20 protein-coding genes and 1 pseudogene are annotated in these 25738 nt (G+C 73.2%); 9 read left to right on the top strand and 12 right to left on the bottom strand.

Annotated features, from left to right (window positions below):
• Window positions 1-35 precede the first annotated feature (35 nt).
• Window positions 36-2042 carry an EAL domain-containing protein gene (locus WMF33_RS22200; protein WP_437339008.1) on the bottom strand — a complete coding sequence of 669 codons (2007 nt, stop codon included), beginning with the start codon at window positions 2040-2042 and terminating at the stop codon, window positions 36-38.
• 318 nt (window positions 2043-2360) lie between these two features.
• On the opposite strand from WMF33_RS22200, the gene coaE reads away from it, so the two are divergent.
• From coaE to WMF33_RS22185, 3 genes are all read left to right on the top strand, one after another.
• The gene (gene coaE, locus WMF33_RS22195) at window positions 2361-2987 is read left to right on the top strand and encodes a dephospho-CoA kinase (RefSeq protein ID WP_437339007.1); all 627 of its coding nucleotides are present in this window, start codon (window positions 2361-2363) and stop codon (window positions 2985-2987) included.
• A gap of 37 nt (window positions 2988-3024) precedes the next feature.
• Window positions 3025-4626: a ribonuclease H-like domain-containing protein gene (locus WMF33_RS22190; RefSeq protein ID WP_437339006.1), complete on the top strand. Its 1602-nt coding sequence runs from the start codon at window positions 3025-3027 to the stop codon at window positions 4624-4626.
• 127 nt (window positions 4627-4753) lie between these two features.
• A complete protein-coding gene (locus tag WMF33_RS22185) occupies window positions 4754-5404 on the top strand; it encodes a DUF72 domain-containing protein (RefSeq protein ID WP_020736395.1) in 651 nt (216 codons plus the stop codon).
• Between the two features lie 54 nt (window positions 5405-5458).
• Here the strand turns inward: WMF33_RS22185 and lnt are convergent, their stop codons facing one another.
• Window positions 5459-7165 carry an apolipoprotein N-acyltransferase gene (lnt, locus tag WMF33_RS22180; protein ID WP_437339005.1) on the bottom strand — a complete coding sequence of 569 codons (1707 nt, stop codon included), beginning with the start codon at window positions 7163-7165 and terminating at the stop codon, window positions 5459-5461.
• A gap of 346 nt (window positions 7166-7511) precedes the next feature.
• Between lnt and WMF33_RS22175 the strand changes: the two genes are divergently transcribed.
• Together WMF33_RS22175 and WMF33_RS22170 are read left to right on the top strand one after the other, a co-directional pair.
• Complete coding sequence (locus WMF33_RS22175) at window positions 7512-8774, top strand: hybrid sensor histidine kinase/response regulator (protein WP_061629350.1); 1263 nt, start codon at window positions 7512-7514, stop codon at window positions 8772-8774.
• Between the two features lie 5 nt (window positions 8775-8779).
• Entirely contained in the window at window positions 8780-10012 is a 1233-nt protein-coding gene (locus WMF33_RS22170) for a cysteine desulfurase family protein (protein WP_437339004.1), read from the top strand.
• A gap of 545 nt (window positions 10013-10557) precedes the next feature.
• On the opposite strand, the gene WMF33_RS22165 is transcribed toward WMF33_RS22170, so the two are convergent.
• The 3 genes from WMF33_RS22165 to WMF33_RS22155 are packed head-to-tail and all read right to left on the bottom strand — an operon-like array spanning window position 10558 to window position 12872.
• Window positions 10558-11304: a TrmH family RNA methyltransferase gene (locus tag WMF33_RS22165; RefSeq protein ID WP_437339003.1), complete on the bottom strand. Its 747-nt coding sequence runs from the start codon at window positions 11302-11304 to the stop codon at window positions 10558-10560.
• A 1-nt stretch (window position 11305) separates the two neighbouring features.
• Entirely contained in the window at window positions 11306-12085 is a 780-nt protein-coding gene (gene pyrF, locus WMF33_RS22160; RefSeq protein WP_437339002.1) for an orotidine-5'-phosphate decarboxylase, read from the bottom strand.
• A gap of 19 nt (window positions 12086-12104) precedes the next feature.
• Window positions 12105-12872: a hypothetical protein gene (locus tag WMF33_RS22155; RefSeq protein WP_437339001.1), complete on the bottom strand. Its 768-nt coding sequence runs from the start codon at window positions 12870-12872 to the stop codon at window positions 12105-12107.
• Between the two features lie 454 nt (window positions 12873-13326).
• Between WMF33_RS22155 and WMF33_RS22150 the strand changes: the two genes are divergently transcribed.
• Complete coding sequence (locus WMF33_RS22150) at window positions 13327-13542, top strand: biotin/lipoyl-binding carrier protein (RefSeq protein ID WP_437339000.1); 216 nt, start codon at window positions 13327-13329, stop codon at window positions 13540-13542.
• Window positions 13543-13612: 70 nt separating this feature from the next.
• On the opposite strand, the gene WMF33_RS22145 is transcribed toward WMF33_RS22150, so the two are convergent.
• Complete coding sequence (locus WMF33_RS22145) at window positions 13613-14635, bottom strand: MlaD family protein (RefSeq protein WP_061629344.1); 1023 nt, start codon at window positions 14633-14635, stop codon at window positions 13613-13615.
• Between the two features lie 161 nt (window positions 14636-14796).
• Between WMF33_RS22145 and WMF33_RS22140 the strand changes: the two genes are divergently transcribed.
• Window positions 14797-15537 carry an ABC transporter ATP-binding protein gene (locus WMF33_RS22140; RefSeq protein ID WP_437321306.1) on the top strand — a complete coding sequence of 247 codons (741 nt, stop codon included), beginning with the start codon at window positions 14797-14799 and terminating at the stop codon, window positions 15535-15537.
• Window positions 15538-15562: 25 nt separating this feature from the next.
• Here WMF33_RS22140 and WMF33_RS22135 read toward each other — a convergent pair whose 3' ends face one another.
• Both WMF33_RS22135 and WMF33_RS22130 read right to left on the bottom strand, forming a co-directional pair.
• Window positions 15563-16432 carry an MlaE family ABC transporter permease gene (locus WMF33_RS22135; RefSeq protein WP_437338999.1) on the bottom strand — a complete coding sequence of 290 codons (870 nt, stop codon included), beginning with the start codon at window positions 16430-16432 and terminating at the stop codon, window positions 15563-15565.
• 19 nt (window positions 16433-16451) lie between these two features.
• On the bottom strand, window positions 16452-17327 hold the full coding sequence (locus WMF33_RS22130) for an ABC transporter permease (protein ID WP_063823965.1): 876 nt from the start codon (window positions 17325-17327) through the stop codon (window positions 16452-16454).
• A gap of 294 nt (window positions 17328-17621) precedes the next feature.
• On the opposite strand from WMF33_RS22130, the gene WMF33_RS22125 reads away from it, so the two are divergent.
• Window positions 17622-18560: a DMT family transporter gene (locus WMF33_RS22125; protein ID WP_437338998.1), complete on the top strand. Its 939-nt coding sequence runs from the start codon at window positions 17622-17624 to the stop codon at window positions 18558-18560.
• A gap of 25 nt (window positions 18561-18585) precedes the next feature.
• Here the strand turns inward: WMF33_RS22125 and WMF33_RS22120 are convergent.
• The 4 genes and pseudogenes from WMF33_RS22120 to WMF33_RS22105 form a co-directional block, all read right to left on the bottom strand.
• Window positions 18586-20330, bottom strand: a pseudogene (locus WMF33_RS22120) (cation:proton antiporter).
• Between the two features lie 113 nt (window positions 20331-20443).
• On the bottom strand, window positions 20444-21118 hold the full coding sequence (locus tag WMF33_RS22115) for a glutathione S-transferase N-terminal domain-containing protein (protein ID WP_437338997.1): 675 nt from the start codon (window positions 21116-21118) through the stop codon (window positions 20444-20446).
• Between the two features lie 50 nt (window positions 21119-21168).
• The gene (locus WMF33_RS22110) at window positions 21169-22131 is read right to left on the bottom strand and encodes an NAD-dependent epimerase/dehydratase family protein (protein WP_437338996.1); all 963 of its coding nucleotides are present in this window, start codon (window positions 22129-22131) and stop codon (window positions 21169-21171) included.
• Complete coding sequence (locus WMF33_RS22105) at window positions 22128-22760, bottom strand: class I SAM-dependent methyltransferase (RefSeq protein ID WP_437338995.1); 633 nt, start codon at window positions 22758-22760, stop codon at window positions 22128-22130. The genes WMF33_RS22110 and WMF33_RS22105 overlap by 4 nt, the downstream gene beginning before the upstream one ends.
• A gap of 328 nt (window positions 22761-23088) precedes the next feature.
• On the opposite strand from WMF33_RS22105, the gene WMF33_RS22100 reads away from it, so the two are divergent.
• Window positions 23089-25701: a S8 family serine peptidase gene (locus WMF33_RS22100; RefSeq protein ID WP_437338994.1), complete on the top strand. Its 2613-nt coding sequence runs from the start codon at window positions 23089-23091 to the stop codon at window positions 25699-25701.
• Window positions 25702-25738 lie beyond the last annotated feature (37 nt).

Here is a 25738-nt window from a genome sequence, read left to right as displayed (position 1 = left end):
CCGCGGCGGTCGTCGACGACCCGCGCGCGGCGCCGTCAGCGGCCCTGCGGCGCGCCGCCGGTCGGGTCGGGATCGCTCGGGTCGCCCTGGGCCCGCAGCGACGCGCAGAGGTCGACGAGCGGCTGCGGCTTGTCGAAGTGCCACCCCTGCGCGTAGTGGATGCCCATCGACGTGAGCAGATCGGCGATCTCCTGGTTCTCCACCTGCTCGGCGACGGTCTTGATGCCGAGCGTGTCGCCGATGCGGTGCACCGACTCCACGATCGCGCGGTGGAGCGTGTTGTCCTGCAGGTCGCGCACGAACATGCCGTCGATCTTCACGTAGTCGACCGGCAGGCTCTCCAGGTAGCCGTACGACGCGTGCCCGCTGCCGAAGTCGTCGATCGCGAACCGGCACCCCATGGCGCCGAGCTCCTGCATGAACCAGAGCACCTCGCCGAGGTTGGCGAGCGCCGCCGTCTCGGTGATCTCGAAGCAGATCTTGCTCGGCGGCACCTGCGCCCGGTGCAGCTGCTCGACAAGGAAGTCGAGCAGGCCCTCGCGCAGGAGCGACACGCCCGACAGGTTGATCGAGCACGTGTCGAGGCGGCGCAGCGCGTGCTGCGGCAGCGCGCCGATCAGCCGGAACGCCTGCCGCGCGACGTAGCGATCGATGACGTGGATGAGGCCGCTCTGCTCCGCCGCCTGGATGATGCCGACCGGCGAGTAGAACCGGCCGTCCTCGCCGAGCTGCCGCACGAGCACCTCGAAGTGCGCGCCGCGCGGGGTGTGGGGCGCGCCCGGCTTCACGAGCGGGTGGATGCCCTGCGAGTAGAGCCGGAGCCGCCCCTCGGCGAGGTGGCGCTGCAGGCTCGCGACCCACTGCATCGAGCGCCGGCTCGTCGTCATCTGCTGGTCGTCGAGGTAGACCTGCAGCCGCCCGCGCCCGTTCTCCTTCGCGATCCGGCACGCGTGATCGGCGGCGCCGAGCACGTCGACCGCGCGCTCGAAGTGGGGCGTCAGCACGACGAGCCCGATGCTCGCGCCGATCGAGAACGTCTTCTCCGCCCACCCGAACCGGAACTCGAGCAGGCAGATCTGCAGATCGCGCGCGATGCGCTCCGCCTCGCGCTCGCTCTTGTCCGCGAGCAGGAGGACGAACTCGTCGCCGCCGATCCGCCCGGCCGCGTCCTTCGGCCCGACGATCTCGTGCACGCGCGTCGCGACCCACTGGAGCAGATCGTCCCCCGCCTCGTGGCCGCACGTCGCGTTGACGAGCCGGAAGCGATCGAGGTCGATGTAACAGAGCGCGTACGGCGTCCCGGTCTTCCGGCAGTCGTTCAGCGCCTCCTCGATGCGATCGATGATCGCGTACCGATCGAGGAGGCGCGTGAGCGCGTCGTAGCGGGGCTTGGCCGGGTGGATCGGCAGGGGCCCCGGCGCGCCGAGCTCGCGGAACAGGATGATCTGCCCCGGCGGCGGCGGCGGCTTCGAGTCGCGGTGGCCCTCGCGCGCGGGCCGCGCGGCGACCGTGCCGATCGTGTGGAGGATCGGGATCACCGAGCCGTCGCGGCGCTCGAGCAGCGCGGTGTACCGCGCCGGCGGCCGGCTCGCCGCGGCCGCCTCGGGCGCGGCGAGCGGCGCGCCCGGCGTGCGCAGCGCGCCCTCGTCGATGATCACCGGCGAGAGCGGCACCACGGGCTCGCGCCGCGGCGTGAGCCCTGGCGACGGCGGCGCGGGCTTCGCGGGCGCGCCCTCGTCGAACAGCTCGTTCATCTCGCCGACGTCGATGTCCGGATCTCCGCTCGTCGTGCCCGCCGCCGGGATCAGGCGGAGCACGCGATCGAGCAGCGCGCCGCGCGCCTCGACGATCGACCAGCCGGTCAGCCGCTCCGCCGCGCCGTTGCAGCGCACGATGCGCTGCTCGGCGTCGACCTCGATCAGGCCGACGTCGACCTCGGACAGCCACGCAGCAAGCTGTTTGTCCGGCGAGCCGCGGTGCGCGTCCGAGCGATCGAACGCGGCGTGCAGGCTCGACTCCGGCCGGTCATCGATCTTTGCCACCACCCCGTTATGGTAGTTGTATTCCCGGAGAAGCGGACTTCTTAAGCGCCGACGGCGCGGAAACTCGACGGCCACGGCCCCCCGCTGGGGTAGGCTCGGGTCATGGGTGGTCACGAGGAGAGCAGGCGCTCCCGGCCGGGGCTCGGCGCCGGCGACGCCATCGTTTCCCCGGCGTTGCGGCGATCCGTCGATCTCCAGCGGAAAAATTCCGGTCACCGGCCGGCGAAAGCCGGTGCTGACGCGATGCGTTGTGGCGGTGTGCCGGGGTGGGATGGCGGTGTCGGAGCGCGGATCGCTCCCGGCGGGGGGTGAAGCTCGATGGGGCTCGTCCTGTTCGGGCTCACCGGCGGCCTCGGGTCCGGCAAGAGCACGGTGGCGGCGCGGTTTCGCGCGCAGGGGCTCCCGGTGATCGACGCCGACGCGCTCGCCCGCGACGTGGTGGCGAAGGGGACCGAGGGGCTCGCCGAGGTGGTCCGCGCCTTCGGTCCGGAGGTGCTCGCGCCGGACGGCTCGCTCGATCGCGCGCGCGTCGCCGCGATCGTCTTCGACGATCCGGACAAGCGCCGGCGGCTGAACGCGATCGTGCACCCGCGCATCGGGGCGCTCCTCCTGGAGCGCGCCGCCGAGATCGAGGCGCGGGGCGAGCCGCTCGCGTGCTACGAGGCGGCGCTCCTCGTCGAGAACGGGCTCGCCGACGCGTTCCGCCCGCTCGTGGTCGTCGCGGTGCCGGAGGCGGTGCAGATCGCGCGCGCGATGGCGCGGGACGGCGCGACCGAGGAGCAGGTGCGCGCCCGGCTCGCCGCGCAGCTCCCGCTCGCCGACAAGGTCGCGGTCGCCGACCACGTCATCGACAACGCCGGCGATCGCGCCGCGACCGAGCGCCAGGCCGACGAGGTGCTCGCCGCGATCCGGGCGAAGCACGGCCGCGCCGGACCACTGACTTGATGCGCAGTGCCCGGCGTGGAAGTCTCGCGGCCGGCCGATGACGTCGTTCAAGTCGAAGCTCGCGCGGCTCGGGCCGCTCCCGGCGGAGCGGCGGGGCAGCGCGCCGCTCGCCCCCGCGCCGGCGCTCGCCCGCGATGCTGCCGCGGCGGACGACCGCGCGTCCGCCCCTCCGCCCGCGCCGTCGGCTCCGCCGCCGGTCCTCTGCGAGGCGGACGCCGTCGGCGCGGTCCCGGCCGCCGCCGGCGCGGTCCTGGCGGTGGCCGCGCCGGCCGAGGCGGCGCGGCCGCGGCCGGCGGCGCCGGGCGCGCCCGCGGGGGGCGGCGCTCGGCCGTCGCTCGACGAGCTGCGCGATCGCATCTCCCGCATCGTCGCCCGGGGCGCGCCGCCGACGCCGCGGGCCGATCCGGCGCGCGGCGAGCTCCCGTTCCATGTCGAGCAGACGCCCGGCGGGCCGCTCTACGTCAGCCGCACCCGCTCGCTCGCGGCGGCCCGCGTCGGCCGCGCGCCGCTCGTCGCCGCGCGCGACGCCGACCCGGCGATGCTCGCGCTGCTCGCGCTCGATCCCGCGCTCGCCGGCTGCGACGTGCGGAGGGCGCTGTTCCTCGACACCGAGACCACGGGCCTCGCCGGCGGCACGGGCACCGTCCCGTTCCTGATCGGCCTCGCCTGGTTCGACCCCGGGGCGGCGAGCGCGGGCCCGCTCGGCGAGCCCTCGTCCGACGGCTTCGTCATGGAGCAGCTCCTCCTGCGCCGCCTCGGCGAGGAGGAGCCGATCCTGCGCCGCCTCGCCGAGCGCCTCGAAGGCGCCTCGATGATCATCACGTACAACGGCAAGGCGTTCGACATGCCGCTCCTGCGCACGCGCTACGTGATGAACCGCCTGCCGCCGCCGCCGGAGCTGCCGCACCTCGACCTCGTCCACGTCGCCCGCCGCATCCACAAGGCACGGCTGAAGACGCGCACGCTGATCGCCCTGGAGCACGACGTGCTCGGCCGGGTGCGCGTCGGGGACGTGCCCGGCGGCGAGATCGTCGCGTGCTACGCCCACTTCCTGCGCACCGGCGACGAGGAGGCGCTGCTCGGCGTCGTCGAGCACAACGCGGCCGACGTGCTCGCGATGGTCGCGCTGGTCGGCCTCTACGGCGAGCCGCTCGGCAGCCTCGCCGCAGGCGATCTCGCAGGCGTGGCGGCCACGCTGCGGAGGGCGGGCGCGCTCGAGCGCGCGGCCGAGCTCGCGGACGCGGCCGTCGAGCGCGGCGGCGGCGCGGCGGCGCGCCGCGCGCGCGGCGACATCGCGAAGGCGCGCGGGGACAAGGCGCGGGCGCTCTCGGACTACGAGGCGCTCGCCGCCGAGATCGACGACCCCGCGGTGCGCCTCGAGCTGGCGAAGCTCTACGAGCACCACGTGCGCGCCTTCGCCCGCGCCCTCGACCTGGCCGACCAGGGCACCGCCGAGCCCGAGCCCGCGCAAGCGCGCCGCCGAGCCCGGCTGCGGCGGAAGCTCGATCGCGCGACCGGCGGCGCCGCCGCGCTGGCGCTGCCGTTCGAGCGCGCCGTGGCCGGCGGAGCGGACGGAGCGCGGCCGTGCGCCCAGCCCGCCGCCGCGCCCGAGCGCGAGGGGCGCGAGGGGAAAGAGTGAGCGGGCCCTCACCCGGGAACCGGCGGCGCGGGCTCCCGGGTGGGGGGCAGGTAGGTGGGACGGGGCCGATCGAGAAATCCATCGGTCCGGCTTCTCGCCGGCGCGCGCGTGGGCTAGGGTGGGGGCGATGATTACCGTCGGCTGCGCCGGTTTCCCCGTCCCAGCGACGCGCTATTTCCGCGAGTTCATGTTCGTGGAGGTGCAGGAGACCCACGTGTCCCTCCCGGGACCTGGAACGATCCGGCGCTGGCGGCGCGAAGCTCCGGTCGGCTTTCGTTTCGCCCTGCTCGGTCCGCGTGAGATCGGGCAGGAGGGCTTCCGGGACGGCAAGGTCATCGAGACGGCGCTGAAGAGCATCGAGGCCGTGGCGGACGAGCTCGAGGCGAAGAGCGCCGTCTTCGTCGGTCCGCCGGAGTTCACGCCGACGCGCGCGAACAAGGCGATCCTGCGCGACTTCCTGGTCAACGTGAAGAAGCGCTTCGAGCGCGTCGTCTTCGAGCCGCCCCCGGGGTGGGATCCGGACGAGAGCGACGAGCTCACCCAGGAGGTCGGCGCCCTGGCCGCGCGCGATCCGCTGACCGCGGGGCTCTCGCGGCTGAAGGTGGCCTACTACCGCCTGCACGGCCCGGCGGGGCACAAGTCGCGCTACGAGGACCCGGCGATCGAGCGGCTCGCGGAGATCGCGCGCGGCGCGAAGCACGACGACGCGACGTACGTGTTCACGAACGTCGACATGTTCGCCGACGCGAAGCGCTTCAAGAAGGCGATGAAGATCTGACGCGGGCGCGCCGCCCGCGGCGCGGCCCAGCGCGCCGCGCCGCGGCGGTGAGGCTCAGCGCGCCGCGCTGCGGAGGCGCCAGCGCTCCGGCAGCGTGAACAGCGCCATCGCGGCGCTCACGGCCGCGGCGACGTACCACGGGATGTCCTGCACGGTCCCGTAGACGGTCCGCGCGCGCATGAACCGCGCCTCGCCGAGCAGCGTCTGCTCCTTGAAGGTGTCGCTGTGCACGACGACCCGGCCGACCGGGTCGACGATCGCGGAGACGCCGCTGTTCGTGGCGCGCACGAGGTAGCGGCGGTGCTCGATGGAGCGCATCTTCGCGAGCGCGAGGTGGATCCACGGCTCCGTCGTGTCGCCGAACCAGGCGTCGTTCGTGAGGTTGACGAGCAGGTCGGGGTCGCCCGCGGCGACGAGCTTGTTCACGAAGTGCGGCAGGATGTCCTCGTAGCAGATCATCGCCGCGAGCCGGTGGCCGTCCCACTCGAGCGGGGCGAGCGACGTGCCCGGGCTGAAGCGGCCCGAGTTCGGCGACAGCGTGTAGAGGTACGGGACCGTCTCGCCGAGCGGGAGGTACTCCCCGAACGCGAGCAGGTACTGCTTGTCGTAGCGCCCGAGGATCTCGCCCCCCTCGCCGGCCATCAGCGCCGTGTTGAAGCTCACGCCGCGCTCGTTCCGATCGGCCGGGAGCCGGTGGATGACCGTGCCGACCACGGTGGGGACGCCGAGGCGGCTCGTGAGCGACCGCTGGACGTCGTTCTTGTACGACGACTCGCGGTAGGCCTGCGGCACGCCGGCCTCGCTCCACACGACGAGCCCCGCGCCCTGCTTCGCGAGCGCCCGGGTGCGGTCCACGTGGATCTTGAGCGCGTTCCGCCGGTCGAAGAGCGCGAGGTTCGGCTGGACGATCCCGATCTTGATCGGCTCGGCCGCGGCGGCGGCCGCGTCCACGGCGCGCATGCGGATCACGCCGTACACGGCCGCGAGGGCGGGGGCCGCGACGCCCACCGCGACGACCGCGCGGCGGAGCGGGCGGCCGGTTCGTGGGCCGGCGCCGGCGCCGCCGCCCGCGCGCGGCGCGCGATCGAGCCGGAAGGTCACCAGCTCGGCGATGGCGAGGTTGGCGGCGACGAGCACCAGCCCGACGAGGTAGGGGCCGCCGAGATCCGCGACCTGGCCCATGACCGGCGCGTTGTGGACCGAGGCGCCGTAGTACCAGGGGAAGAGCAGCGGATACACGAGCTCGCTCGTCACGAACGCGAGCGCGAACGCCACGGCGCCCGGCCATCCGCGCGCCTCGGCCCGCCCGTAGAGCCAGCCGCAGAGGGCGATCCGTCCGGCCTGGTAGGCGCAGAGGATGGCCATGAAGAGCGCGCAGAGGATCGTGGGGAATCCGCTGAACACCCGCAGCATCTCGAGCAGCCAGTAGAAGCCGGTCATCGTCATGACGAAGCCGGCGATCCAGCCGAGCAGCGCCGCGCGCCCCGGCGTCTGCCCGCGCAGCGCCACGATCAGCGGGACGAGGCCGAAGAACGAGATCGGCCAGAGGTCCATCCCCGGAAACCCGAGGAAGTAGAACAGGCCGCTGAGCGCCGCGAGCCCGTAGGAGAGGCGCGCGGGCAGCGGCCGCGCCGCGGCGCCGGCGCTCTCGCGCGGCGCGCCCGCGCCGGGAGGCGCTTCCGGCCGAGGGAGGTTTTCGGCCCCTCCGCCGCCGACGCCTGCGCCGGCGGCCTCGCTCTCTTGCTGGTGCGTGGTCGTCATCGGGAGCGCCGGGGGAACCGGGGGGAGGCGAAGCAGGGCGCCGCCGTGACGGCGCGGTCGAACTTGAAGGAGCCGAGCATGGCGGCCCCCGTATTGGATGGGCGCCGCCGCTCGTCAACCCGCTCGGCGCGCGGCTGGCAGCCCGCTTCGGCGCGCGGCTGGCACCCGCTGCGCGCGGGCCGCCGACGGGCTCAGCGAGCGCGAAGGAACAAGCTCGTTGCAAGCGAGCGCCCCAAGCGGACGAACCGGGCCCGGATCGCGCCGGCGCGCCTGGTCACGCGGTGGAAAGTAGCGCAGAACGTGCCTGAACCCCGCCGTTCGTGACTACTATCCGCACGCAGAGCCCATGTCGAAGATACTTCACATCGAGGACGATCCCGCGAACCGCCTGCTCGTCCGCAAGCTGCTCCAGAGCGCAGGCTACGAGGTCCTCGAGGCCGCCGACGGGCTCGAAGGGGTGCGCCTCGCCTGCGCGCACCGCCCGGACCTCGTCCTCGTCGATCTGAACATCCCCGGCCTCGACGGGTTCGAGGTCACGCTGCGCCTGCGCGGCGAGGCGTCGCTCGCCGGCGTCCCGATCGTGGCGATCACCGCCGAGGGCGACCGGGACACGAGCCTCGCGGTCGGCTGCGACGGCTTCCTCCAGAAGCCGATCGACGCGCGCTCCTTCTCGGCCGTCATCGCCCGCTACCTCAGCGGCGCGCGCGAGGAGCTCCCCGCGTCGCAGGGGCCGCTCCGGCTGCGCGAGCAGAGCCAGCGCATCGTCGCCCACCTCGAGCAGAAGGTGGCCGAGCTCTCGCGCGCCAACGCCCGGCTGCGCGAGCTCGACGCCGCGCGCACCGAGTTCTACCGGAACATCTCGCACGAGCTCGCGACTCCGATGACCCCGATCGTCGGGTACGTGAAGCTGCTCGCCGACGAGGAGCTCGGCCCGCTCAACAAGGCGCAGAAGAAGGCGCTGCTCGCGATGGAGGACTGCGTGCGCAGGCTCCGGTCGCTCATCGACAACCTGCTCGACGTGACCGGCATCGAGACGGGCCGGATGCGCTTCATGCACTCGGAGTACGACTTCCTCGACACCACGCGGCGCGCCCTCGCGCAGGTGGCCGACCGCTTCGCCGAGGGGAAGGTCCAGCTCGTCGAGGATCTCCCGCGCGGCCCGCTGCCCGCCTGGGGCGACGCGGGCCGGCTGCAGCGGGCGATGATCCAGCTGTTCGAGAACGCCGCGAAGTTCACGCCGGCCGGCGGCACCGCGGGCGTGCGGGTCAGCGTGCTCCAGTCGGGGCACTACGAGCTCTGCGTCGCGGACACGGGGCCCGGGGTCAAGGCCGACCGCCAGCCGCGCATCTTCGAGCCGTTCTACCAGGTCGACGGCTCGGCCACGCGCGCCTACGGCGGCGTCGGCGTCGGGCTCGCGATCGCGCGGCGCACCGCCCGCGGGCTCGGCGGCGACGTGCGCGTCGTCTCGCCGAGCAACGAGGTCATCGAGGGCGAGTCGCTCACCGGCGCCGCGTTCTACCTGACGGTCGCCCGGCGGGCGCCGCTCCAGGACGACGGCAGCTCGCCGGGCCGGCTCGGCCCGCCCTCGTCGCCGCCCATCGACTCGTAGGCCGGATGCGCCCTGCCTCCAGCGTCATCTACCTCGACTGGAACGCCACGACGCCGCCGCACCCCGAGGTCCTCGCGGCCATGCAGGCCGCCGCCGAGGTGGCCTGGGCCAACCCGGCGAGCGTGCACGGGCCGGGGCGGCGGGCGCGCGCGTTCATCGAGCAGGCGCGGGAGGCGGTCGCCCGGCTCACCGGCTTCGACGCGCGCGACGTGACCCTCACCTCGGGCGGGACCGAGGCCAACAACCTCGCGCTCCTGCACGCCTTCGGCGACGAGGCAGGCGCGGCAGGCGCGGCCGGTGTGGGCGCGGCCGGGGTGCCGGCGCCGGGGCGGCTCCACGGCGCGCTCGTGGTCTCGCGGATCGAGCACCCGTCGGTGACGCGCGCCGCGGAGGGGCTCGCCGGCCGCGGCGTGCACGTCGCCTGGGTCGATCCCGAGCCGTCCGGCCGGGTCGCGCCGGAGGCGATCGCCGCGGCCATCGACCGGGCGACGGCGGTCGCGCCGGTGCGGCTCGTCAGCCTCCAGGCGGTGAACCACGAGACGGGGGTCGTCCAGCCGGTCGCCGAGGCCGCGGCGATCGTCCACGCCCGCGGGGCGCGGCTCCACGTGGACGCCGTCCAGGCGGTGGGGCGCCTGCCGCCCGACGCGTGGGCCGGGGCGGATCTCGTGTCGGTCGCGGCCCACAAGATCCGCGGCCCGAAGGGGATCGGCGCCCTCGCGGCGCGGCCCGGCATCCGGCTCCGGCCCGTCCTGCTCGGCGGCGCGCAGGAGCGCGGGCTGCGGCCCGGGACGCAGGACCCCATGGCCGCGGCCGGCTTCGCCGTCGCCGCCGGTCGAGCGCTCGGCGCCCCCGCCCGCTACGCGGCGCTCGCCCCGCTCCGCGATCGCCTCGAGGCCGAGCTCACCCAGGTTGGGCGCGCCGCCGGCGCTTCGCCGGTCCGCAACGGGGAGGGCGCGCGCGCCCCCCACGTCACGAACCTCTCCTGGCCCGGCTGGCGCGGCGACGAGCTCTGCGCCGCGCTCGACCTCGAGGGCGTCGCCGTGTCCAGCGGCGCGGCCTGCAGCGCCGGGACCGCCGAGCCGTCCCCGGTCCTCACGGCGATGCTCGGACCCGAGCGCGCGGCCTCCGCCGTGCGCTTCTCGATCGGCGAGGACACGACCGAAGACGACCTGGTCGAGGCCGCGCGCCGCGTGGCCCGCGTGCTCTCCCGCCTCCGGTCGCTTCCAGCCGGAAGCTGAGCCGATCCAGCCGCTTACCGAGAGCCCGTCGATTCTTGAACCATCCCTCGAGCGATTCCGGATTACCGCGCAGAAAAGGGTGAGTCCACAGGGGTAAACCCTCGCAGCAACTCAACTTTTTGAGGGGGGTGTGGATTCTTTTTGTCGATCCATTGAATGGATTGAATCGGCCGTCGTGCTGCGAGCCTGTTCAGCGATGGACCCCATGCTCGAATCCGCTTCAGCTGTTCCGCGTATCTATGCAAATTTGTTGATTATTTTTCTGAATTCAGGAATGAACTGACGGCGTTTCCTGACGGCCTCGCAGCGCGCGTTGCGCTGAGCCCCGTCCCATTGCGCGGGATCGATCGCTCCGGGTCCCGGGGAACCCTCGGGAATGGTCCTACGGCGCCGGCCGTACGATCGCGCAGCGCACGCGCCGTGCGTCCGCCGGGCGGGGCGCGGGCGAGGCGACGTGCGCTCGCGCGGGCGAGGCGACGTGCGCTCGCGCCGGCGAGGCGACGTGCGCTCGCGCGGGCGAGGCGACGATCGCCTTCGGCCTCGGGCTACGCGCGGGGCGCGCGGCGTTGCCGGACGACCTCGTAGAGCGCGATCGCGCCGGCGACCGAGGCGTTCAGCGAGGAGATGGGGCCGGTCATGGGGAGCCGGGCCACGTGCTGGCAGACGCGGCGGACCGAGCGGCGCGTGCCCTTGTCCTCGGCGCCGATCACGATCGCGACCGGGCCGGTCAGGGGCAGCTCGCCGAGCTCGACCGGGCCCTGCGCGTCGAGCGCGATCGCGGCGACACCCCGGGCGGCGAGCGACTCCAGCGCGTCGGGCAAGGAGCGGACACGGCAGAGCCTCGCGTGCTCGATCGCGCCGGCGGACGCGCGGAACGTCGCCGGCGTGAGCGGCGCCGAGCTGTGCTCGGGCCACAGGATCGCCCGCGCGCCGAGGGCGACGGCGCTGCGGATCACCGCGCCGAAATTCTGGGGGTCCATCACGCCGTCGAGCGCCACCGTGATCGTACCGACGCCGGGCTGGCCCTCCTCGACGACCGGGATCGCGTCGACCCCGACGATCTGGAGCTCGGGCGCCGACGCGACGGCGCCCTGGTGGCGGCCGCCGGCGCTGCGGCGATCGAGCTCGCCGCGCGGCGCGCGCTCGGTCGGGATGCCCTGACCCTCCGCGAGGCGCGCGAGCGCGTCGAGCTTCGGGCCGCCGTCGCGCTGGACGAGGACCCAGCCGATCCGGGCGCCGTGCGCGCGGATCGCCTCCCGGACGGGCTGGAGACCGTAGACGAGTCGGCTCACGTCAGCGCGGCGGGTGGAGCGTGTGCGCGATCTCCTGGACGATGGAGCGCGCCGTGGCGAGCGGATCGGCCGCGTCGCGGATCGGCCGGCCGACCACCAGGAGATCGGCGCCGGCCGAGATCGCGGCCGACGGCGTGGCGATGCGCTTCTGATCGTCGGCGCGCGCGCCGTCCTGCCCGGGGCCGAGGCGGATGCCCGGCGTCACGATGAGCTCGCTCTGCCCGAGCGCCGCCCGCAGCGCCGGCACCTCCTGCGGCGAGGTGACGAACCCGTGGATGCCGGCGCCGCGCGCGAGCTGCGCCACGCGCACCACGTGATCCGACGTGCTCCCCTGGATCCCCTGCGCGGCCAGGTCACCCGCGTCGAGCGACGTGAGCACGGTGACGGCGAGGAGGATCAGATCCTGGGAGCGCGCCGCCTCCTGGGCCGCGCGCCGCAGCATCTCGGTGCCGCCGGCCGCGTGCACGGTCAGGTAGCGGACGCCGTGCGCGGCGGCGCTCGACACCGCGCGGGCCACCGTCTCGGGGATGTCGTGCAGCTTCAGATCGAGGAAGACATCGAGGCCGAGCGACCTGCCGATCTCGATCGCGGCCGGCCCCTCGCGGACGAACAGCTCCAGGCCGACCTTGAGCACGCCGACGGAGGGGGCGACGCGGGTCGCCGCCGCCCGGGCCTCGTCGAGGGTCGCAAAGTCGAGCGGGAAGACGAGCCTGCGGCGCGCCTCGTCGAGCGAGCTGCCGCCGAGGCTCGTCCTCTGCCTGAGGTAGCCGGTGTTCGTCATGCGGTGACCCCGTCCCCGATCAGAAGCAGCTGCAGAGCGGATCGCCAGGGGCGCAGTTGCAGGGTTTGCTGTTGCCGCCGCTCGCCGGCTGGCCGCCGGACGGGCGCACGCCGCCGCCTCCGCCGCCGCGGCGGAGCTGCTCCTGCTTCTGCTGCTCGGCCTCGAGCTGCTTCTGCAGGGCGAGGCGCGTCGCCTCGTCCTTCGCGCTCGCGAGCTGGTCGCGGAGCCCCGACATCTTGGACTCGGACTCCTTCATCTGCGCCTCGAGCCGCTTGTTCGCCTCCTCGAGCTCGCGGGCGCGCGCGGCCTCGGCGGCGATGCGCGCCTCGTTCTCCTGGGCCGACTTGACCGCAGCGATGGTGATGCCGCCGATCACCAGCACGCTGGCGACGGCGCCGCCGATGAGGAGCTTGCGCAGCTTCTTCTTCGACTCGTCCTGCTGCAGCGCCGCGAGGGAGCGCTCGTGGTGCTGCTGCGCCGCCATCGCCTCGAGCCGCGCCTTCTGCTCGGCCTCGACGCGCGCCTTCTCGATCTCGGCCTGCCGGATCGCCTCGAGCCGCGCCGCCTCCTCGCGGGCGCGCCGCTCCTCGTTGCGGCGGCGCTCCTCCTCGGTGCGGAGGCGCAGCTCCTCGGCCTCGCGCGCGGCGCGCTCCGCCTCGACCCGCGCCTTCTCGGCGGCGGCGGCGGCGGCGGCCTTCTGGGCCTCTTCGGTCTTGATGCGATCCTCCTCGAGGTTCATCAGCTCCTTGAGCGAGAACAGGACCGAGCTTTCCTTCTGTTCCGACATGACCTCGTGGCTCCTTCGATCGAGCGCGTGCGGTTGGGCTACCTAGGGGCGGTGCGGAGAACCTGCAGGTCGCCCCGGGTGAGGGCACCGAGCAAGACGATTCTGACCCGCAGCGCGGCTTTCACGCAAATCTTCGCGATCACCGCGACCCTCGCGATGTCGAGGAACCGCGGGGCCGCCGGCCAGATTATCGCCGTGGCGCACGGCAGGTACCAGCGGAAATCGCAGCGCTCCGTCCCTTCCACGCTTCCACGCCCTCGACGTCCGTTGTCCGCGCACCTGTGTACCCGCGCCGCCGCGCGCACCCGCGCCGCCGAGCGACCTGTACCGTCCAGAGAGGGGCCGCGGACACGCTCGGGCCGGGAACGCCCGACACAGCGCCTCCCGAGGTCGCGGCGCCGCGCGCCACGGTCCCGTTGGATTCTCGGCGGCTCTCCGGTAGGTTCGCGCGCCCATGGCAAAAGTCATCAAGGCGCACATCACCGGTACCGTGTGGAAGATCGAGGTCAAGCCGGGCGACAGGGTCGAAGAGGGGACCGTCGTCGTCATCCTCGAGTCCATGAAGATGGAGATGCCCGTCGAGGCCGAGGACGAGGGGACGGTCGAGGAGATCCTCGTCACCGAGGGGGCCGCGGTCACCGAAGGCGCCCCGCTGATCAAGCTGGCCTGATCGCCCGGGCCGGCCGGCGTCCGCGCTTTCGCGGACTTGCCCGCCGCCTCCGAGGGGGCGCGGCGGGCGCTCACTCGCGCCAGAAGAACTTCCAGGGGTTGTGCTTGAGGTCGCGGGCGAGCTCCTGGAGGTCGTCAAACAGCTGCTCGTCCATCACCAGCGCGCCCACCGTCCCCTTGCCGCGCTTGACGTGGGCGAGGACCTCCTGGGCGTCGGCGGTCGCCGACCTCGCCCTGCCCGCGATCTCGGCGATGTCGTCGAGCGTCTTCCGGATCTTCGCCTGCTCCGGCTCGCCGCCCACCGTGGTGGACAGCCGGCGCGCGTTGGCCAGCGTCTCGCGCGCGTCCGCCATGAGCGGCGGCAGATCGCGCGCGGCCGTGCTGCTCACCTGATCGGCGTTCGCGAGGATCCGGTCGATCTGCGGGTTGTTCACGTACTTTTGCCGGGCGTCCTTCACGAGATCGGTGCCGTCGAGGCTGATCTGCTCGACGTTCTCGGCGATGCGATCGAGCCGGTCCTGGTTCCGGTGCATGAAGTCGCCGGTGCCCTTCAGCGTCTTCCGGAGCCCGTCGAACGCCTCGCCGACCTCCTCCCGGTGCTCGCGCATCGCCGTGACGGTCGCGTGCAGCAGCTCGTAGCCCTCGGCGAGGAGCATGTCGAGGCGCGGCGGATCCAGCCCCCGGACGACCGCGTTCGCCGGGAGCACCGGCCGATCGGTCGAGCCCGGCTCGATCGCGAGGAACTGCTCGCCGAGCACGCCCTGCGTCGTGACGTAGAACGTGGCGTTGTCGTGGATGCTCTGCTGGTAACGTTCCTCGACGCGCAGCTGGATGCGCACGAGCGGCTCGCGGCGGCCGTCCTTGCCGACCTGGCCGCCGCGGAAGTGGATCTCGCTGAGCTTGCCGACCTCGACCCCGGCGATCTTCACCGGCGCCCCGGTCTGGAGGCCGCCCGGGTTGTCGAACTCGACGTAGATCGAGTACTTCGGCTGGAAGTTGACCCCGCCCATCACGAGGATGAACGTGGCGAGGAGCCCGATCGCCGTGAGTATGAGGATCCCGACTTTGACCTCGATCGATCGCGGGCTTGCCATGGGTGCTTCATCTTGTCCGATCTTGCGGCAGAAGGTGAGGGAAATAGGCCGGGATCCAGCCGTGCGTGCCTCCTCGCCTGTGACGCATTGTTTCCGGCGCGCGTCGTGACGCTTCGCGCTGCCTTTGCCCTGACGCAACCGCAATTACCCCGCAGGTCGCGATGATTTCGTTCCGGAATGTCAGAAAATCCTTTGGACCCAAAGAGGTCCTCAAGGACGTCTCGTTCGACGTCGAGGACGGCGAGGTGTTCTTCATCATCGGGCAGTCGGGGGTCGGGAAGAGCGTGCTGATCAAGCACCTCGTCGGCCTGCTCTACCCGGACGGCGGGGAGATCTGGCTGGACGGCGAGGAGGTGAGCCGCTTCGACGAGGCCCGGATGTACCCGGTCCGGATGAAGTGCGCGATGGTGTTCCAGCACTCGACGCTGTTCGACTCGATGACGTGCGCCGAGAACGTCGCGCTCCCGCTCCGCAAGCACAAGGGGCTCAAGCCGAAGGAGGCGCTCGCGGAGGCGCGGCGGCGGCTCGAGCAGGTGCACATGCGCGAGTTCGGCGACCGCTTCCCGCCGGAGCTCGGCGACGGGATGCGCAAGCGCGTCGCCATCGCCCGCGCGCTCACGCTCGACCCGCGCTACGTGCTCTTCGACGAGCCGACCACGAGCCTCGACCCGGTGAGCGCGCGGCGCGTCGACAAGCTGATCCGCGAGCTCAGCGACACGCTCGGCGTGACGAGCATCGTCGTGAGCCACGATCTCGTGAGCATCTTCACGATCGCCGACCGCATCGTCATGCTCTATCAAGGGCTCGTCCGCCTCCTCGGGGATCGAGCGGTGTTCCAGGGCTCCGAGGACCCGATCGTGCGGCAGTTCATCACCGGCAGCGCGGAGGGGCCGATCGAGTGAGGCGCGGCGCGGCCGCGCGGTCGGGCTAGCGGAAGATCAGGAACGCGGCCGCCGAGATCAGCATGTTGAGGACGATGACCGCGAGCGAGGAGTTCACGACCGCCCGCGTCGTCGCCCAGCCCACGCCCTCGCTGCCGCCGAAGGTCGAGAGGCCGGAGTGGCCGGAGACCACCGGGATCGCGGCGCCGTACGCCACGCACTTGGCGAGGCCGGTGGCGAGGTCGCCCGCGTCGACGAGGCTCACGTTGATGAACGTCTCGGGGCTCACGCCGAACATGCTGTACGCGGTGACCATCCCCGTGGTGAACGCGACCGCGGCGCTCCAGACGATGAGGCACGTCGTCATGAGCAGGCTCGCGATGAACCGCGGCTTGATGAGGTAGTCGATCGGATCGGCCGCGCACATGCGCAGGGCGTCGACCTGCTCGGTCACCACCATCGAGCCGATCTCGGCGGCGATGCCGGCGCCGACGCGCGTGGCGAGCATCAGCGCGCCGATCGAGGCGGCGAGATCGCGGACGAGCAGCTCGAGGTAGGTCGCGCCGAGCATGGTCAGATCCGGGATGACCCGCTTGGCCTGCTGGCCGGCCTGAAAGACCATGATCATCCCGATGAAGCCCATCACGACCGTCAGGAAGAACAGCGATTTGTTGCCGATCTCGTACATCTGCACGAGCACGGCGCCCGGCTCGCGGCGGCCCTTCGCGCAGTAGTAAAGCGTCCTTACGAATACCGAGTAGAGCTCGCGCGCGGACGCGAGGAGGGACAGCGCGGCGCCGCCGAGCGCGGCGACGCCGGACAGCTCGGGCGCGACGTCGCGGAGCTCGCTCGAGGGGGGGCCGGCGGGGGGGCCAGCGCTCGCGCGATCCGGGAAGCTCGGGTGGGAGTGGGGCATGCGCGGCGCCGTCGATCCGTCAGTCGAGCGTGAACGAGACGAAGTAGTCGAGGATGAAGATGCCGGCGGCCGAGGCGACGACGGTCGCGTTGACGGCGCGGCCGACGCCGGGGGCGCCGCCGGTCACGCCGAGGCCGTACTGGCAGCTCGAGAGCGCGAGGACGACGCCGAAGACGACGCTCTTGACGAGGCCGCTCATGACGTCGCCGATGCCGAGGAGCCCGCTCGTGAGGCCGTTGTAGAAGACGGCCGGGGCGACGCCGAGCAGGAGGTCGCCGGTGAACGCGGCGCCGAGCAGGGCGAGCGCGTCGGCGAAGATCACCGAGAGCAGCAGCGTCAGCACCATCGCGAGGAAGCGCGGGGCGATGAGGAAGCTCACCGGGTCGATCGCGAGCACGCGGAGGGCGTCGATCTGCTCGGTGACGACCATGGTGCCGAGCTCGGCGGTGTTGTTGGCGCCGACGCGGCCGTTGATCATGAGCGCCGTGAGCAGCGGGGCGATCTCGCGGAGCGTGCCGAAGCCCGCGCCCCAGCCGAGCAGGCCGTGCGCGCCGAAGCGCTCGACCAGCGGCGCCGCCTGGATGACCATGATCGCGCCGGTGAAGAGCGCCGTCACGACGACGATGGGCATCGACTTGACGCCCATCCTGTAGAGGTTGCGCATGAACTCGGCGCCGTCGACGCGGAGCGTGGCCACGCGCGCCGCGATCTGCCCCGCGAGCACGGCCATGCCGCCGACCGTGGCGGCGATCTGCAGGAACGACGCGCCGACCTGGTGCACGCCGGAGGGCTCCTGCGCGAGCGGCGCGCGCCGCCGCCGCGGGGGCGGCCCGCCGGGGGCGGGGAGCGCGCCCGGGACGCGCGCGGCGGTGCCTGGGCCAGCAGGAGACGTCATCGGAACGGGGAGCTTAGCCCAAGGCCCACGGGGAGCGCGGCCCGATCCGACGCGATCCGCGCGCGCAGCGGCCCGGACAGCTACCCAGCCGGGAGATCGTCCCCTACCTGAAAAATACCTGCCTCTCCCCGGAGCCGTCCTGTGCGATGGCAAACGCGGACTTCCACGCGCAATGCTGGCTCGTCTTCCGCTCGAGGAGCGCGCCCGCGGGGCGGGGCCGCGGCAGCGCGGTGGACGACCACCGGTCTCCCGCGGATCGACCTGTGAGCCTGTGACGACGAGAGGCGCGATTCCATGTCCCAATCCGAGCGCGCGCACACCTTGACCGGCGAGCTGCCGACTGGCCTCCTCGACGATGGCCGGACGTTCGCCGTCCTCTCCGCGGCGACGTTCGCGCTGAAGGCGATCTTCGTGAAGCTCGCCTACGCCGCGCACCCGATCGACGCGGTGTCGCTGCTCGCGCTGCGGATGGGCATCGCGCTGCCGTTCTTCCTGTGGCTCGCCCGGAGGGAGCGCGGCGAGGCCGCCGAGCGCATGACGCCCCGCCTCTGGGGCGGCGTGCTGCTCGTCGGCTTCCTCGGGTACTACCTGTCCAGCCTGTTCGACTTCATCGGGCTCACGTACATCAGCACCGGCCTCGAGCGCCTGATCCTGTTCGTGTATCCGACGCTCGTGCTCCTGATCGGCGCGGTGTGGCTGAAGCAGCCGGTGCGCGCCAAGGCCTGGGGAGCGCTCGCCGTGTGCTATCTCGGCCTCGCGGCGGCCGTCTGGCACGATCTCGAGCAAACCGGGGACGCGCGGGTCGTCGCCGTCGGCGGAGCGTGGGTGTTCGCGAGCGCGGTGACCTACGCGCTCTATTACATCGGCGTCGGCAGGCTCGCCTCCAGGGTGGGCTCGACGCGCCTCGCCGCGTATTGCGGGGCGACCTCGTGCGTGATGGTGCTCGCGCACTACGCGGCGACGGGGAGCCCCGCGCGGCTTTCGGAGCTCCCGGCCGCGGTGTGGTGGTACGCGGCGGCGATGGCGACGATCAGCACGGTGCTCCCCATCGTCCTGCTCGCGGCGGCGATCCGGCGGCTCGGCGCGGGCCGGGCCGCGACGTTCTCGACGCTCGGCCCGGTGCTCACGATCGCGTTCTCCTGGGTCATCCTGGGCGAGCCGTTCGCGTGGCAGCAGGTCGTCGGGCTCGCGCTGGTCGTCGGCGGCGTGACCTCGCTCGGCAAATCGCGCTGAGCCGGACCGCCGCCCCGCCGCGGGATCACACCGCGCGCGCGGGCTGGGGCTCCGGCGCGCTGGTGCCGAAGAGCTCGCTCCGGACGCGCTCGCGCTCGCGCTCCACCTGCTCGGCCGTCGCGCCGAGCCGCACGAGGAGGCGCTCGGTCATCGAGAACGCGACTCGGCCTCGCCGGTCACGACGACGTCCGCGCCCGCCTTCTTCAGCGCGGCCACCTCGCGCATGTAGAAGGCGCGGGCGAGGACGAACAGCCCCGGATTGATGCCCTTCGCCTGCTCGATCACCGCGTCCCCGGACGGGCCCGCCGACGTGAAGAGCAGGCTGTCCGCCGTCCCGACCCCGGCGCGCTCGAGGATCTCCCGCTGCGTCGCGTCGCCGTAGATCGCGCGGATGCCCTGGCTCTGCAGGTGCCTCACCGTGTCGACGTTCAGCTCGACGACCGTGGGCTCGATGCCGTTCTCCCGGAGCAGCCGGGTCAGCGTCCGCCCGACCGGGCCGTAGCCCACGACGACCGTGCGGTGGGCGCTCTCGTCCACCGGCGCGGGCTCCGCGCCGGCCTGCGCCGCGGCGCCGCGGCGCAGGAGGAGCGCCGACGTCGAGCGCGCCAGGCGATCCCGGAGGCTGAAGAGCAGGGGGTTCAAGGTGATCGACGCGATCGACGCGACGACGAGCGCCTGCGAGGCCTCGTCCGGCATGATGCCGAGCTGCCGGCCGAGCGTCGCGAGGATGAACGAGAACTCCCCGATCTGCGCGAGCGACAGGGCCACGGCGAAGGCGGTCTGGAGGGGGCGGCGGAGCAGCACCACGACGAAGAGCGCGGCGAGCGGCTTGCCGATCAGCACCACGGCGAGCGTCGCCGCGGCGACCGGCCAGCCGATGGCGAGCTGCGTGGGGTCGAGGAGCATGCCGACCGAGACGAAGAACAGCACGGCGAACGCGTCGCGCATCGGGAGCGCCTCCGAGGCGGCGCGCGAGCTGAAGTCGGACTGGCCGACGACGAGGCCGCCCAGGAAGGCGCCGAGCGCCATCGACGAGCCGAAGAGCTTCGCCGAGCCGACGGCGACGCCGAGCGCGACGACGAGCACCGTCAGCGTGAAGAGCTCCCGCGAGCCGGTCTTCGCCACGTAACCGAGCAGCGTGGGGATGACGCGCTGGCCGACGATGAAGACGAAGGCCACGAGCCCGGCGAGCTTGAGGACCGCGATGCCCACGGACACCGCGACCCCCGTCGCGCCCGCGCCGGCGTCCTCGCCGAGCAGGGCGGGGAGCAGCACGAGCACGAGCACGGTGAAGACGTCCTCGAGCACGAGCCAGCCGATGGCGAGGTGACCGGCCGGGGTGTGCAGGACGTGGCTGTCGCTGAGGACGCGCGTGAGCACGACGGTGCTCGCCACGGAGATGGCGATGCCGAAGACGATCGACGCGGCCCACGACCAGCCCGCGGCGCGGCCGACCAGGCCGCCGAGCGCCGTGGCGACGGCGATCTGGATGAGGGCGCCCGGCACGGCGACCTTGCGCACGGCGAGGAGCTCGCGGACGTGGAATTGCAGGCCGACCCCGAACATCAGCAGGATGACCCCGATCTCCGCGAGCTGATCCGCGAGCCCCTTGTCGGCGACGAACCCCGGCGTGAAGGGGCCGACGAGGATCCCGGCCAGCAGGTAGCCCACGATGGGCGACAGCCTCAGCCGCTGGGTGATGAAGCCGAACGCGAGGGCGGCGGTGAGCCCGCCCGTGAGCGTGAGGATCAGGTCGAGTTCGTGCGGCATGTCCGCGTCTAGTAGCGCTTCTCGCCGCCGGCCGCAGCCGTTACCGCGCGACGTGGCGGCGGAAGCTGCGCGACATCGTCATCGTCGCGATCGTCGCGCCCGCGTGCCGGCCCCTACTTGCCCACGACGCCGATGGCCTCGTACGCCTCGATGATGTGCGGCTCCTCCTTGGCCTTCGCGATCCACTCCTGCATCGCGGGGAGGGCCAGGATCGACGCCACGTAGCGCTGAGAGACCGCGTCGAGCTCAACCCCGTAGGTGTCGAACCGCGTCGCGACCGGCGCGTACATCGCGTCCGCGACGCTGAAGCGGCCAAACAGGAACTCGCCCCCTTGGCCGAAGCGAGATCGGCAGTCGTTCCAGATCGCTTGGACGCGCGCGATGTCCTGCGACGCGGCCTCGGTGATCGCCACCCCCTGGATCTTGCGCCGCACGTTCATCGGGAGCGCGGTGCGGAGCGCGGCGAAGCTGCTCGCCATCTCGGCGCTCACCGCCCGCGCGACGGCGCGCGCGCCGCGCGCCTCCGGCCAGAGCTTCGCGTCGGGGAAGCTCTCCGCCACGTACTCGGCGATCGCGAGCGACTCCCAGATCGTGAGCGCCCCGTGCTTCAGGGCCGGCACCTTGCCCGAGGGCGAGTGGCGCTGGATCTCCGGGGTGCGGACGCCCGGCGCCCGGAGCGGGATCACCACCTCGTCGAACTCGGCGCCGGCGTGCTTCAGGGCGAGCCAGGGCCGGAGCGACCACGAGGAATAGGACCTGTTTCCGATGTACAGAGTGAGCTCAGCCATGCGCGGAGTCTACCACCGCGGCGCGCCCGGGCGCGCCGCCGCCCTGGCCCTCACCCCGCCGGCTCACCCCCGAACACCTCGCTCGCCAGCGCCGCCACCGCCATGCGCACGGCCTCGTCGCTCGTGTGGCGCACCCGGAAGCCCAGCGCCGCCAGCTTGCCCGGATCCATCCGCGATCGCGGCACGTCGCCGGGCCACCCGCGCTCGCCGCCCTGATACCGGATCACCGCGTCCGGGTAGGGCGACGCCGCCACGCACAGCTCCGCGATGCGGGAGACGCTCGTCGCGTCCTCGGGCGCGAGGTTGAAGATGTTGAGCCGCTCCGCCGCGCGATCGAAGCCGAACAGGATCCCCTCCGCGCAGTCGCGGACATCGAGGTACGGCTTCGACTGGCGCCCGTCGCCGAGCACCTCGAGCTCGGTGCGGCGGTCGCGGAGCTTCTTCAGGAAATCGAGCGCCGCGCCGTGGGTCCCGCGCGGCCCGACCACGTTGCCGAAGCGGTAGATCCACGCGGTGAGGCCGAAGCACTCGACATAGGCGCTGATGAGCGCCTCGCCCGCGAGCTTGCTCGCGCCGTAGAGCGAGATCGGCAGGGCGCCGAGATCGCCCTCGGCGCACCGCCGCGCGGTGTCGCCGTAGACCGTCCCGGAGGACGAGAAGATCAGCCGGCTCACCCCCGTGCGCCGCATCGCCTCGAGCACGTTGTACGTCGCGATCGTCCCCTGCTCGAGATCGAGCCGCGTCCGCGCGAGCCCCCAGCGCGCCTCGGGGTTCGCGGCGAGGTGCACGACGAGGTCGTGGCCCGCCATCGCCTCGGTGAGGCGCTCGAGGTCGAGGGCGTCCGCCTCGACGAGCGTCGCGCGCCCGGAGGCGAGGTGCGAGGCCACGAACGCGCGGCGCCCGACCGAGAGGTTGTCGTACAGCGTCACGGGGCCGCGCTCGACGAGGCGATCGGTGAGGTGGCTCCCGATGAACCCGGCGCCGCCGACGACGAACGACCTGAGCCCGGTCATCGCCCGCCTCCTCCGGCCGGGCGCTCGACCCGGGCCGCGAACTGCAGTCGATCCTGCGTCACCATGCGGAACGGCATGTCGTGGATCCGGAGCGGCCACTCGAGGCCGGTGATGCGCCCGCCCGCGCCGCGCACGAGCTCGACGAGCTCGCCCGGCGTGAAGTAGGCGCCGCGCACCTCGACGCCCGGCGCGGCGTTGCCGACGAGGTCCATGAGGAGCAGCACCTTCTCCGAGACCGGGCCGAAGCGGAAGTGATCCTTGAGCGCGACGACGCGCGCGGCGACCCGGAGCGCCTCCGCGAGCAGCGCGGCGGGGCGCGCGCAGTGGTGCAGCACGTCGGAGAGGAGCACCGCCTCGAACGCCCCGTCGGGGAAGGGGAGGCGCTCGCCGTCGTACGCGACGACCGGGAGCGCCGCGCCGGGGCGCGCCTTCACGTCGACGCCGACGACGCGCTGCGCGCCCACCCGGCGCGCGACCTCGAGCGCGACCGTCCCGTCGCCCGCGCCCACGTCGAGCAGCGACGACGCGCGGCCCACCTGCGCGGCCAGCGCCCGCGCGACGCGGCCCACGCGCGGCACGTGGACCAGGCGATGGTGCATGGAGAACAAGGCGCGCGCGAGGACCGTCATTCCACATCCGAGCCCCGGCGCCGTCCGCGCCGGAGAGCCGCGCGACCCTAGAACACCGATCACGTCAAGATCCAGAGAAAATCGGCAGATGGGAAGAGGACCGCCAGGGCGCAAGGGACGCAAGGGGAAGCGGGGAACAGATTATCTCCCTGTCCCCTTGCGCCCCGGCGCGAAAGGAGGGCTGACCTGAAACAGCCGCTCTTCCAGGGTCTACGACGATGACGTGGCGAGGCTCGCTCTCAGAGCCGTTCTCGCCCCGCTCTCGCTTGACCGATTCGCGCCATCGAACATAGCTGATTCAATGAACGGCACGCGCGGAACAGGGCTCATGAAATACGGTGTGCGCTGGTTCGGTCTGGCTTGCCTCCACATCGCTCTTTCAGGGTGCAGCGGAGAGCTTGGAGTCGAGGGAGCGGGCCAGAACAACGCCCCTCCGGACGGCGCGGCGGCGGGCGAGGCGGCGTTCGCGCCGGAGGAGCCGACGGAGCTCTGGTTCGTGGAGCTCGAGCGCGCGCCGGCCGCGACGAGCGGCGGGCGCGCGCGCGCGAAGGGCCTCGCCGACGAGGAGCGGGCGCTCTTCCGGCGGGCGGCCGAGGAGCGCGGGCTCCGGTACGCGCTCCGGTTCTCGTTCGACGAGCTCTGGAACGGCCTCTCCGTTCGCGTCGCGCGCGGGGGCTCCGCCGCGCTCTCCGAGATGCCCGGGGTCAAGGCCGTCTACCCCGTCGTGCCCGTGGAGCTCGACGTCGCGCGCGCCGCGACCGCGGTCGATCCGGACCTCGCCGTCGCGAGCGACATGTCTGGCGCGGACCTCGTGCGCCGCGACCTCGGCGTGACCGGCGAGGGCATCCGCGTCGGCGTGATCGACAGCGGCGTCGACTACCATCACCCCGATCTCGGCGGCTGCTTCGGCCAGGGCTGCCGCGTGGCGTTCGGCCACGACTTCGTCGGCGACGACTTCGTCAGCGGCGACGCGAGCAAGCCGCCGGTGCCCGACGGCGACCCCGACGATTGCCTGGGCCACGGCACGCACGTCGCCGGCATCATCGGGGCGAACGGGATCGTGCAGGGCGTGGCGCCGGACGTGACCTTCGGCGCCTACCGCGTGTTCGGCTGCCGCGGCGGATCGCGCGCCGACATCATCCTCAAGGCGATGGAGCGGGCCGCCGAGGACGGCATGCGCGTCGTCAACATCAGCATCGGAACGCCGTTCCAGTGGCCCGACTACCCGACGGCGGCCGCGGCGACCGCGCTCGTCGCGCGGGGCGTCGTGGTCGTCGCGTCGATCGGCAACAGCGGCGAGAAGGGGCTCTGGGCCGCGGGCGCGCCCGGCGTGGGCGAGGCGGTCATCGGCGCCGCGTCGATCGACGGCACCCGCGTGACCCGCCTGTCGTTCACCGTGGCGCCGGGCAACGCGGCGATCGGCTACGCGCGCGCGGAGGGGAGCCCGCCCCCGCCGCTCTCGGGGAGCGCGCCGCTCGCGCGCACCGGGACGCCCGCGAGCGCGCGCGACGCGTGCGACGAGCTCCCCGCTGGCAGCCTCGCGGGCAAGATCGCGCTCGTCCGGCGCGGCGGCTGCCCCTTCCACGAGAAGGCCGCGCGCGCGCAGGCCGCGGGCGCGGCCGGCGTCGTGATCTACAACGACCGGGGTGGGGAGATGAACCCGTCGGTCGCGTCGGGCGGCCCGATCTCGATCCCGGTCGTGGGGATCGCGCAGGCCGACGGCGAGCTGCTGAGCGCGCGCCTCGACGCGGGGCCGCTGACCCACAGCTGGACCGATCGGGCCGTGGCCGCGCAGAGCAGCACGGCGGGCCTCATCTCCGGCTTCAGCTCGCACGGCCTGAGCGCGGCGCTCTCCTTCAAGCCCGACCTCGCCGCGCCCGGCGGCGCGATCTACTCGACGGTACCGGTCGAGCAGGGCTCGTACGACACGCTCAGCGGCACGTCGATGGCGGCGCCGCACGTGGCGGGCGCCGTCGCGCTCCTGCTCGACGCGCGGCCGGAGCTCTCGGCGCCGCGCGTGCGCGACGTCCTGCAGAACAGCGCCGTCCCCGCGCCGCGGGGCGGCGATCCGAGCGGGCAGGTGCTCGAGGGCGCGCACCGGCAGGGGGCGGGGGTGATCCGCGTCGACCGGGCGATCCGCGCGACCACCGTGATCAGCCCCGGCAAGCTCGCGCTCGGCGAGAGCGAAGCCGGCCCCGCCGCGCGCACGCTGACGCTCGAGAACGCGGCCGCGCACGACGTCACCTACGACCTGTCGCACGCGCCCGCCGCGTGCGCGACCGGCGGCGATCACTGGAGGCCGACGAGCGCGACGGCCGGCGCCGCGGCCGTCGATTTCGGCGCCCCGAGCGTCACCGTGCCCGCCCGCGGGCGCGCGACCGTCACCGTCACGATCAGGGCGAGCGACGCGCTCGCGGACGGAAGCCTGTTCGGCGGCTACCTCGTGTTCACCCCGCGGGGCGGCGCGGCCGACGGCCCGCTGCGGGTGCCGTACGCGGGCTTCAAGGGCGACTACCAGAGCGTCCCCGTCCTCAAGCCGTCGGGCAGCAGCGAGGCGCCGTGGCTCGGCAAGCTGAGCGGGACGCGCATGGTCCGCCAGCGGAGCGGCGCGACCTACACACTGGCGTCGGACGACGTGCCGTACGTGATGGTCCACTTCGACCACGGCGCGGAGCGCGTGACCCTCGACGTCGTCGAGGCCGCGACCGCGAAGCCGTGGGGGAGCGCGCTCTCGCTCTCGCACGTCGGCCAGAGCTCGTCGGCGACGGCGGCCACGCGGTACGGGTGGAAGGGCACGACGAAGCTCGACGGGCGGCCGACGGTCGTGCCGGACGGGGACTATCGGATCAAGCTCCGCGCGCTCAGGGCGCTCGGCGATCCGGGCAACGAGGCGCACTGGGACACGTGGACGTCGCCCGTCTTCACGATCGATCGGCCGTGAGCGGGGCGCTCACGACCCCCGAGGGCTCGCGCGCGGC

The sequence above is a fragment of the Sorangium sp. So ce394 genome, assembly GCF_051474665.1.
In the GTDB taxonomy this organism is placed as follows: Bacteria; Myxococcota_A; Polyangia; order Polyangiales; family Polyangiaceae; genus Sorangium; species Sorangium cellulosum_D.
The sequence above is the reverse complement of the archived record's forward strand: the minus strand, read 5'-3'. Positions and strand labels throughout refer to the sequence as shown.

Excerpts from the sequence above, each read along its gene's own strand:
- WMF33_RS22170 (WP_437339004.1), top strand. The coding sequence starts at position 8,780 with ATGCGCCCTGCCTCCAGCGTCATCTACCTCGACTGGAACGCCACGACG.
- lnt (WP_437339005.1), bottom strand. The coding sequence starts at position 7,165 with ATGACGACCACGCACCAGCAAGAGAGCGAGGCCGCCGGCGCAGGCGTC.
- WMF33_RS22140 (WP_437321306.1), top strand. The coding sequence starts at position 14,797 with ATGATTTCGTTCCGGAATGTCAGAAAATCCTTTGGACCCAAAGAGGTC.
- WMF33_RS22110 (WP_437338996.1), bottom strand. The coding sequence starts at position 22,131 with ATGACCGGGCTCAGGTCGTTCGTCGTCGGCGGCGCCGGGTTCATCGGG.
- WMF33_RS22185 (WP_020736395.1), top strand. The coding sequence starts at position 4,754 with ATGATTACCGTCGGCTGCGCCGGTTTCCCCGTCCCAGCGACGCGCTAT.
- WMF33_RS22115 (WP_437338997.1), bottom strand. The coding sequence starts at position 21,118 with ATGGCTGAGCTCACTCTGTACATCGGAAACAGGTCCTATTCCTCGTGG.
- WMF33_RS22150 (WP_437339000.1), top strand. The coding sequence starts at position 13,327 with ATGGCAAAAGTCATCAAGGCGCACATCACCGGTACCGTGTGGAAGATC.
- WMF33_RS22190 (WP_437339006.1), top strand. The coding sequence starts at position 3,025 with ATGACGTCGTTCAAGTCGAAGCTCGCGCGGCTCGGGCCGCTCCCGGCG.
- WMF33_RS22135 (WP_437338999.1), bottom strand. The coding sequence starts at position 16,432 with ATGCCCCACTCCCACCCGAGCTTCCCGGATCGCGCGAGCGCTGGCCCC.
- WMF33_RS22105 (WP_437338995.1), bottom strand. The coding sequence starts at position 22,760 with ATGACGGTCCTCGCGCGCGCCTTGTTCTCCATGCACCATCGCCTGGTC.
- WMF33_RS22125 (WP_437338998.1), top strand. The coding sequence starts at position 17,622 with ATGTCCCAATCCGAGCGCGCGCACACCTTGACCGGCGAGCTGCCGACT.
- WMF33_RS22145 (WP_061629344.1), bottom strand. The coding sequence starts at position 14,635 with ATGGCAAGCCCGCGATCGATCGAGGTCAAAGTCGGGATCCTCATACTC.
- coaE (WP_437339007.1), top strand. The coding sequence starts at position 2,361 with ATGGGGCTCGTCCTGTTCGGGCTCACCGGCGGCCTCGGGTCCGGCAAG.
- pyrF (WP_437339002.1), bottom strand. The coding sequence starts at position 12,085 with ATGACGAACACCGGCTACCTCAGGCAGAGGACGAGCCTCGGCGGCAGC.
- WMF33_RS22175 (WP_061629350.1), top strand. The coding sequence starts at position 7,512 with ATGTCGAAGATACTTCACATCGAGGACGATCCCGCGAACCGCCTGCTC.
- WMF33_RS22130 (WP_063823965.1), bottom strand. The coding sequence starts at position 17,327 with ATGACGTCTCCTGCTGGCCCAGGCACCGCCGCGCGCGTCCCGGGCGCG.
- WMF33_RS22100 (WP_437338994.1), top strand. The coding sequence starts at position 23,089 with ATGAAATACGGTGTGCGCTGGTTCGGTCTGGCTTGCCTCCACATCGCT.
- WMF33_RS22155 (WP_437339001.1), bottom strand. The coding sequence starts at position 12,872 with ATGTCGGAACAGAAGGAAAGCTCGGTCCTGTTCTCGCTCAAGGAGCTG.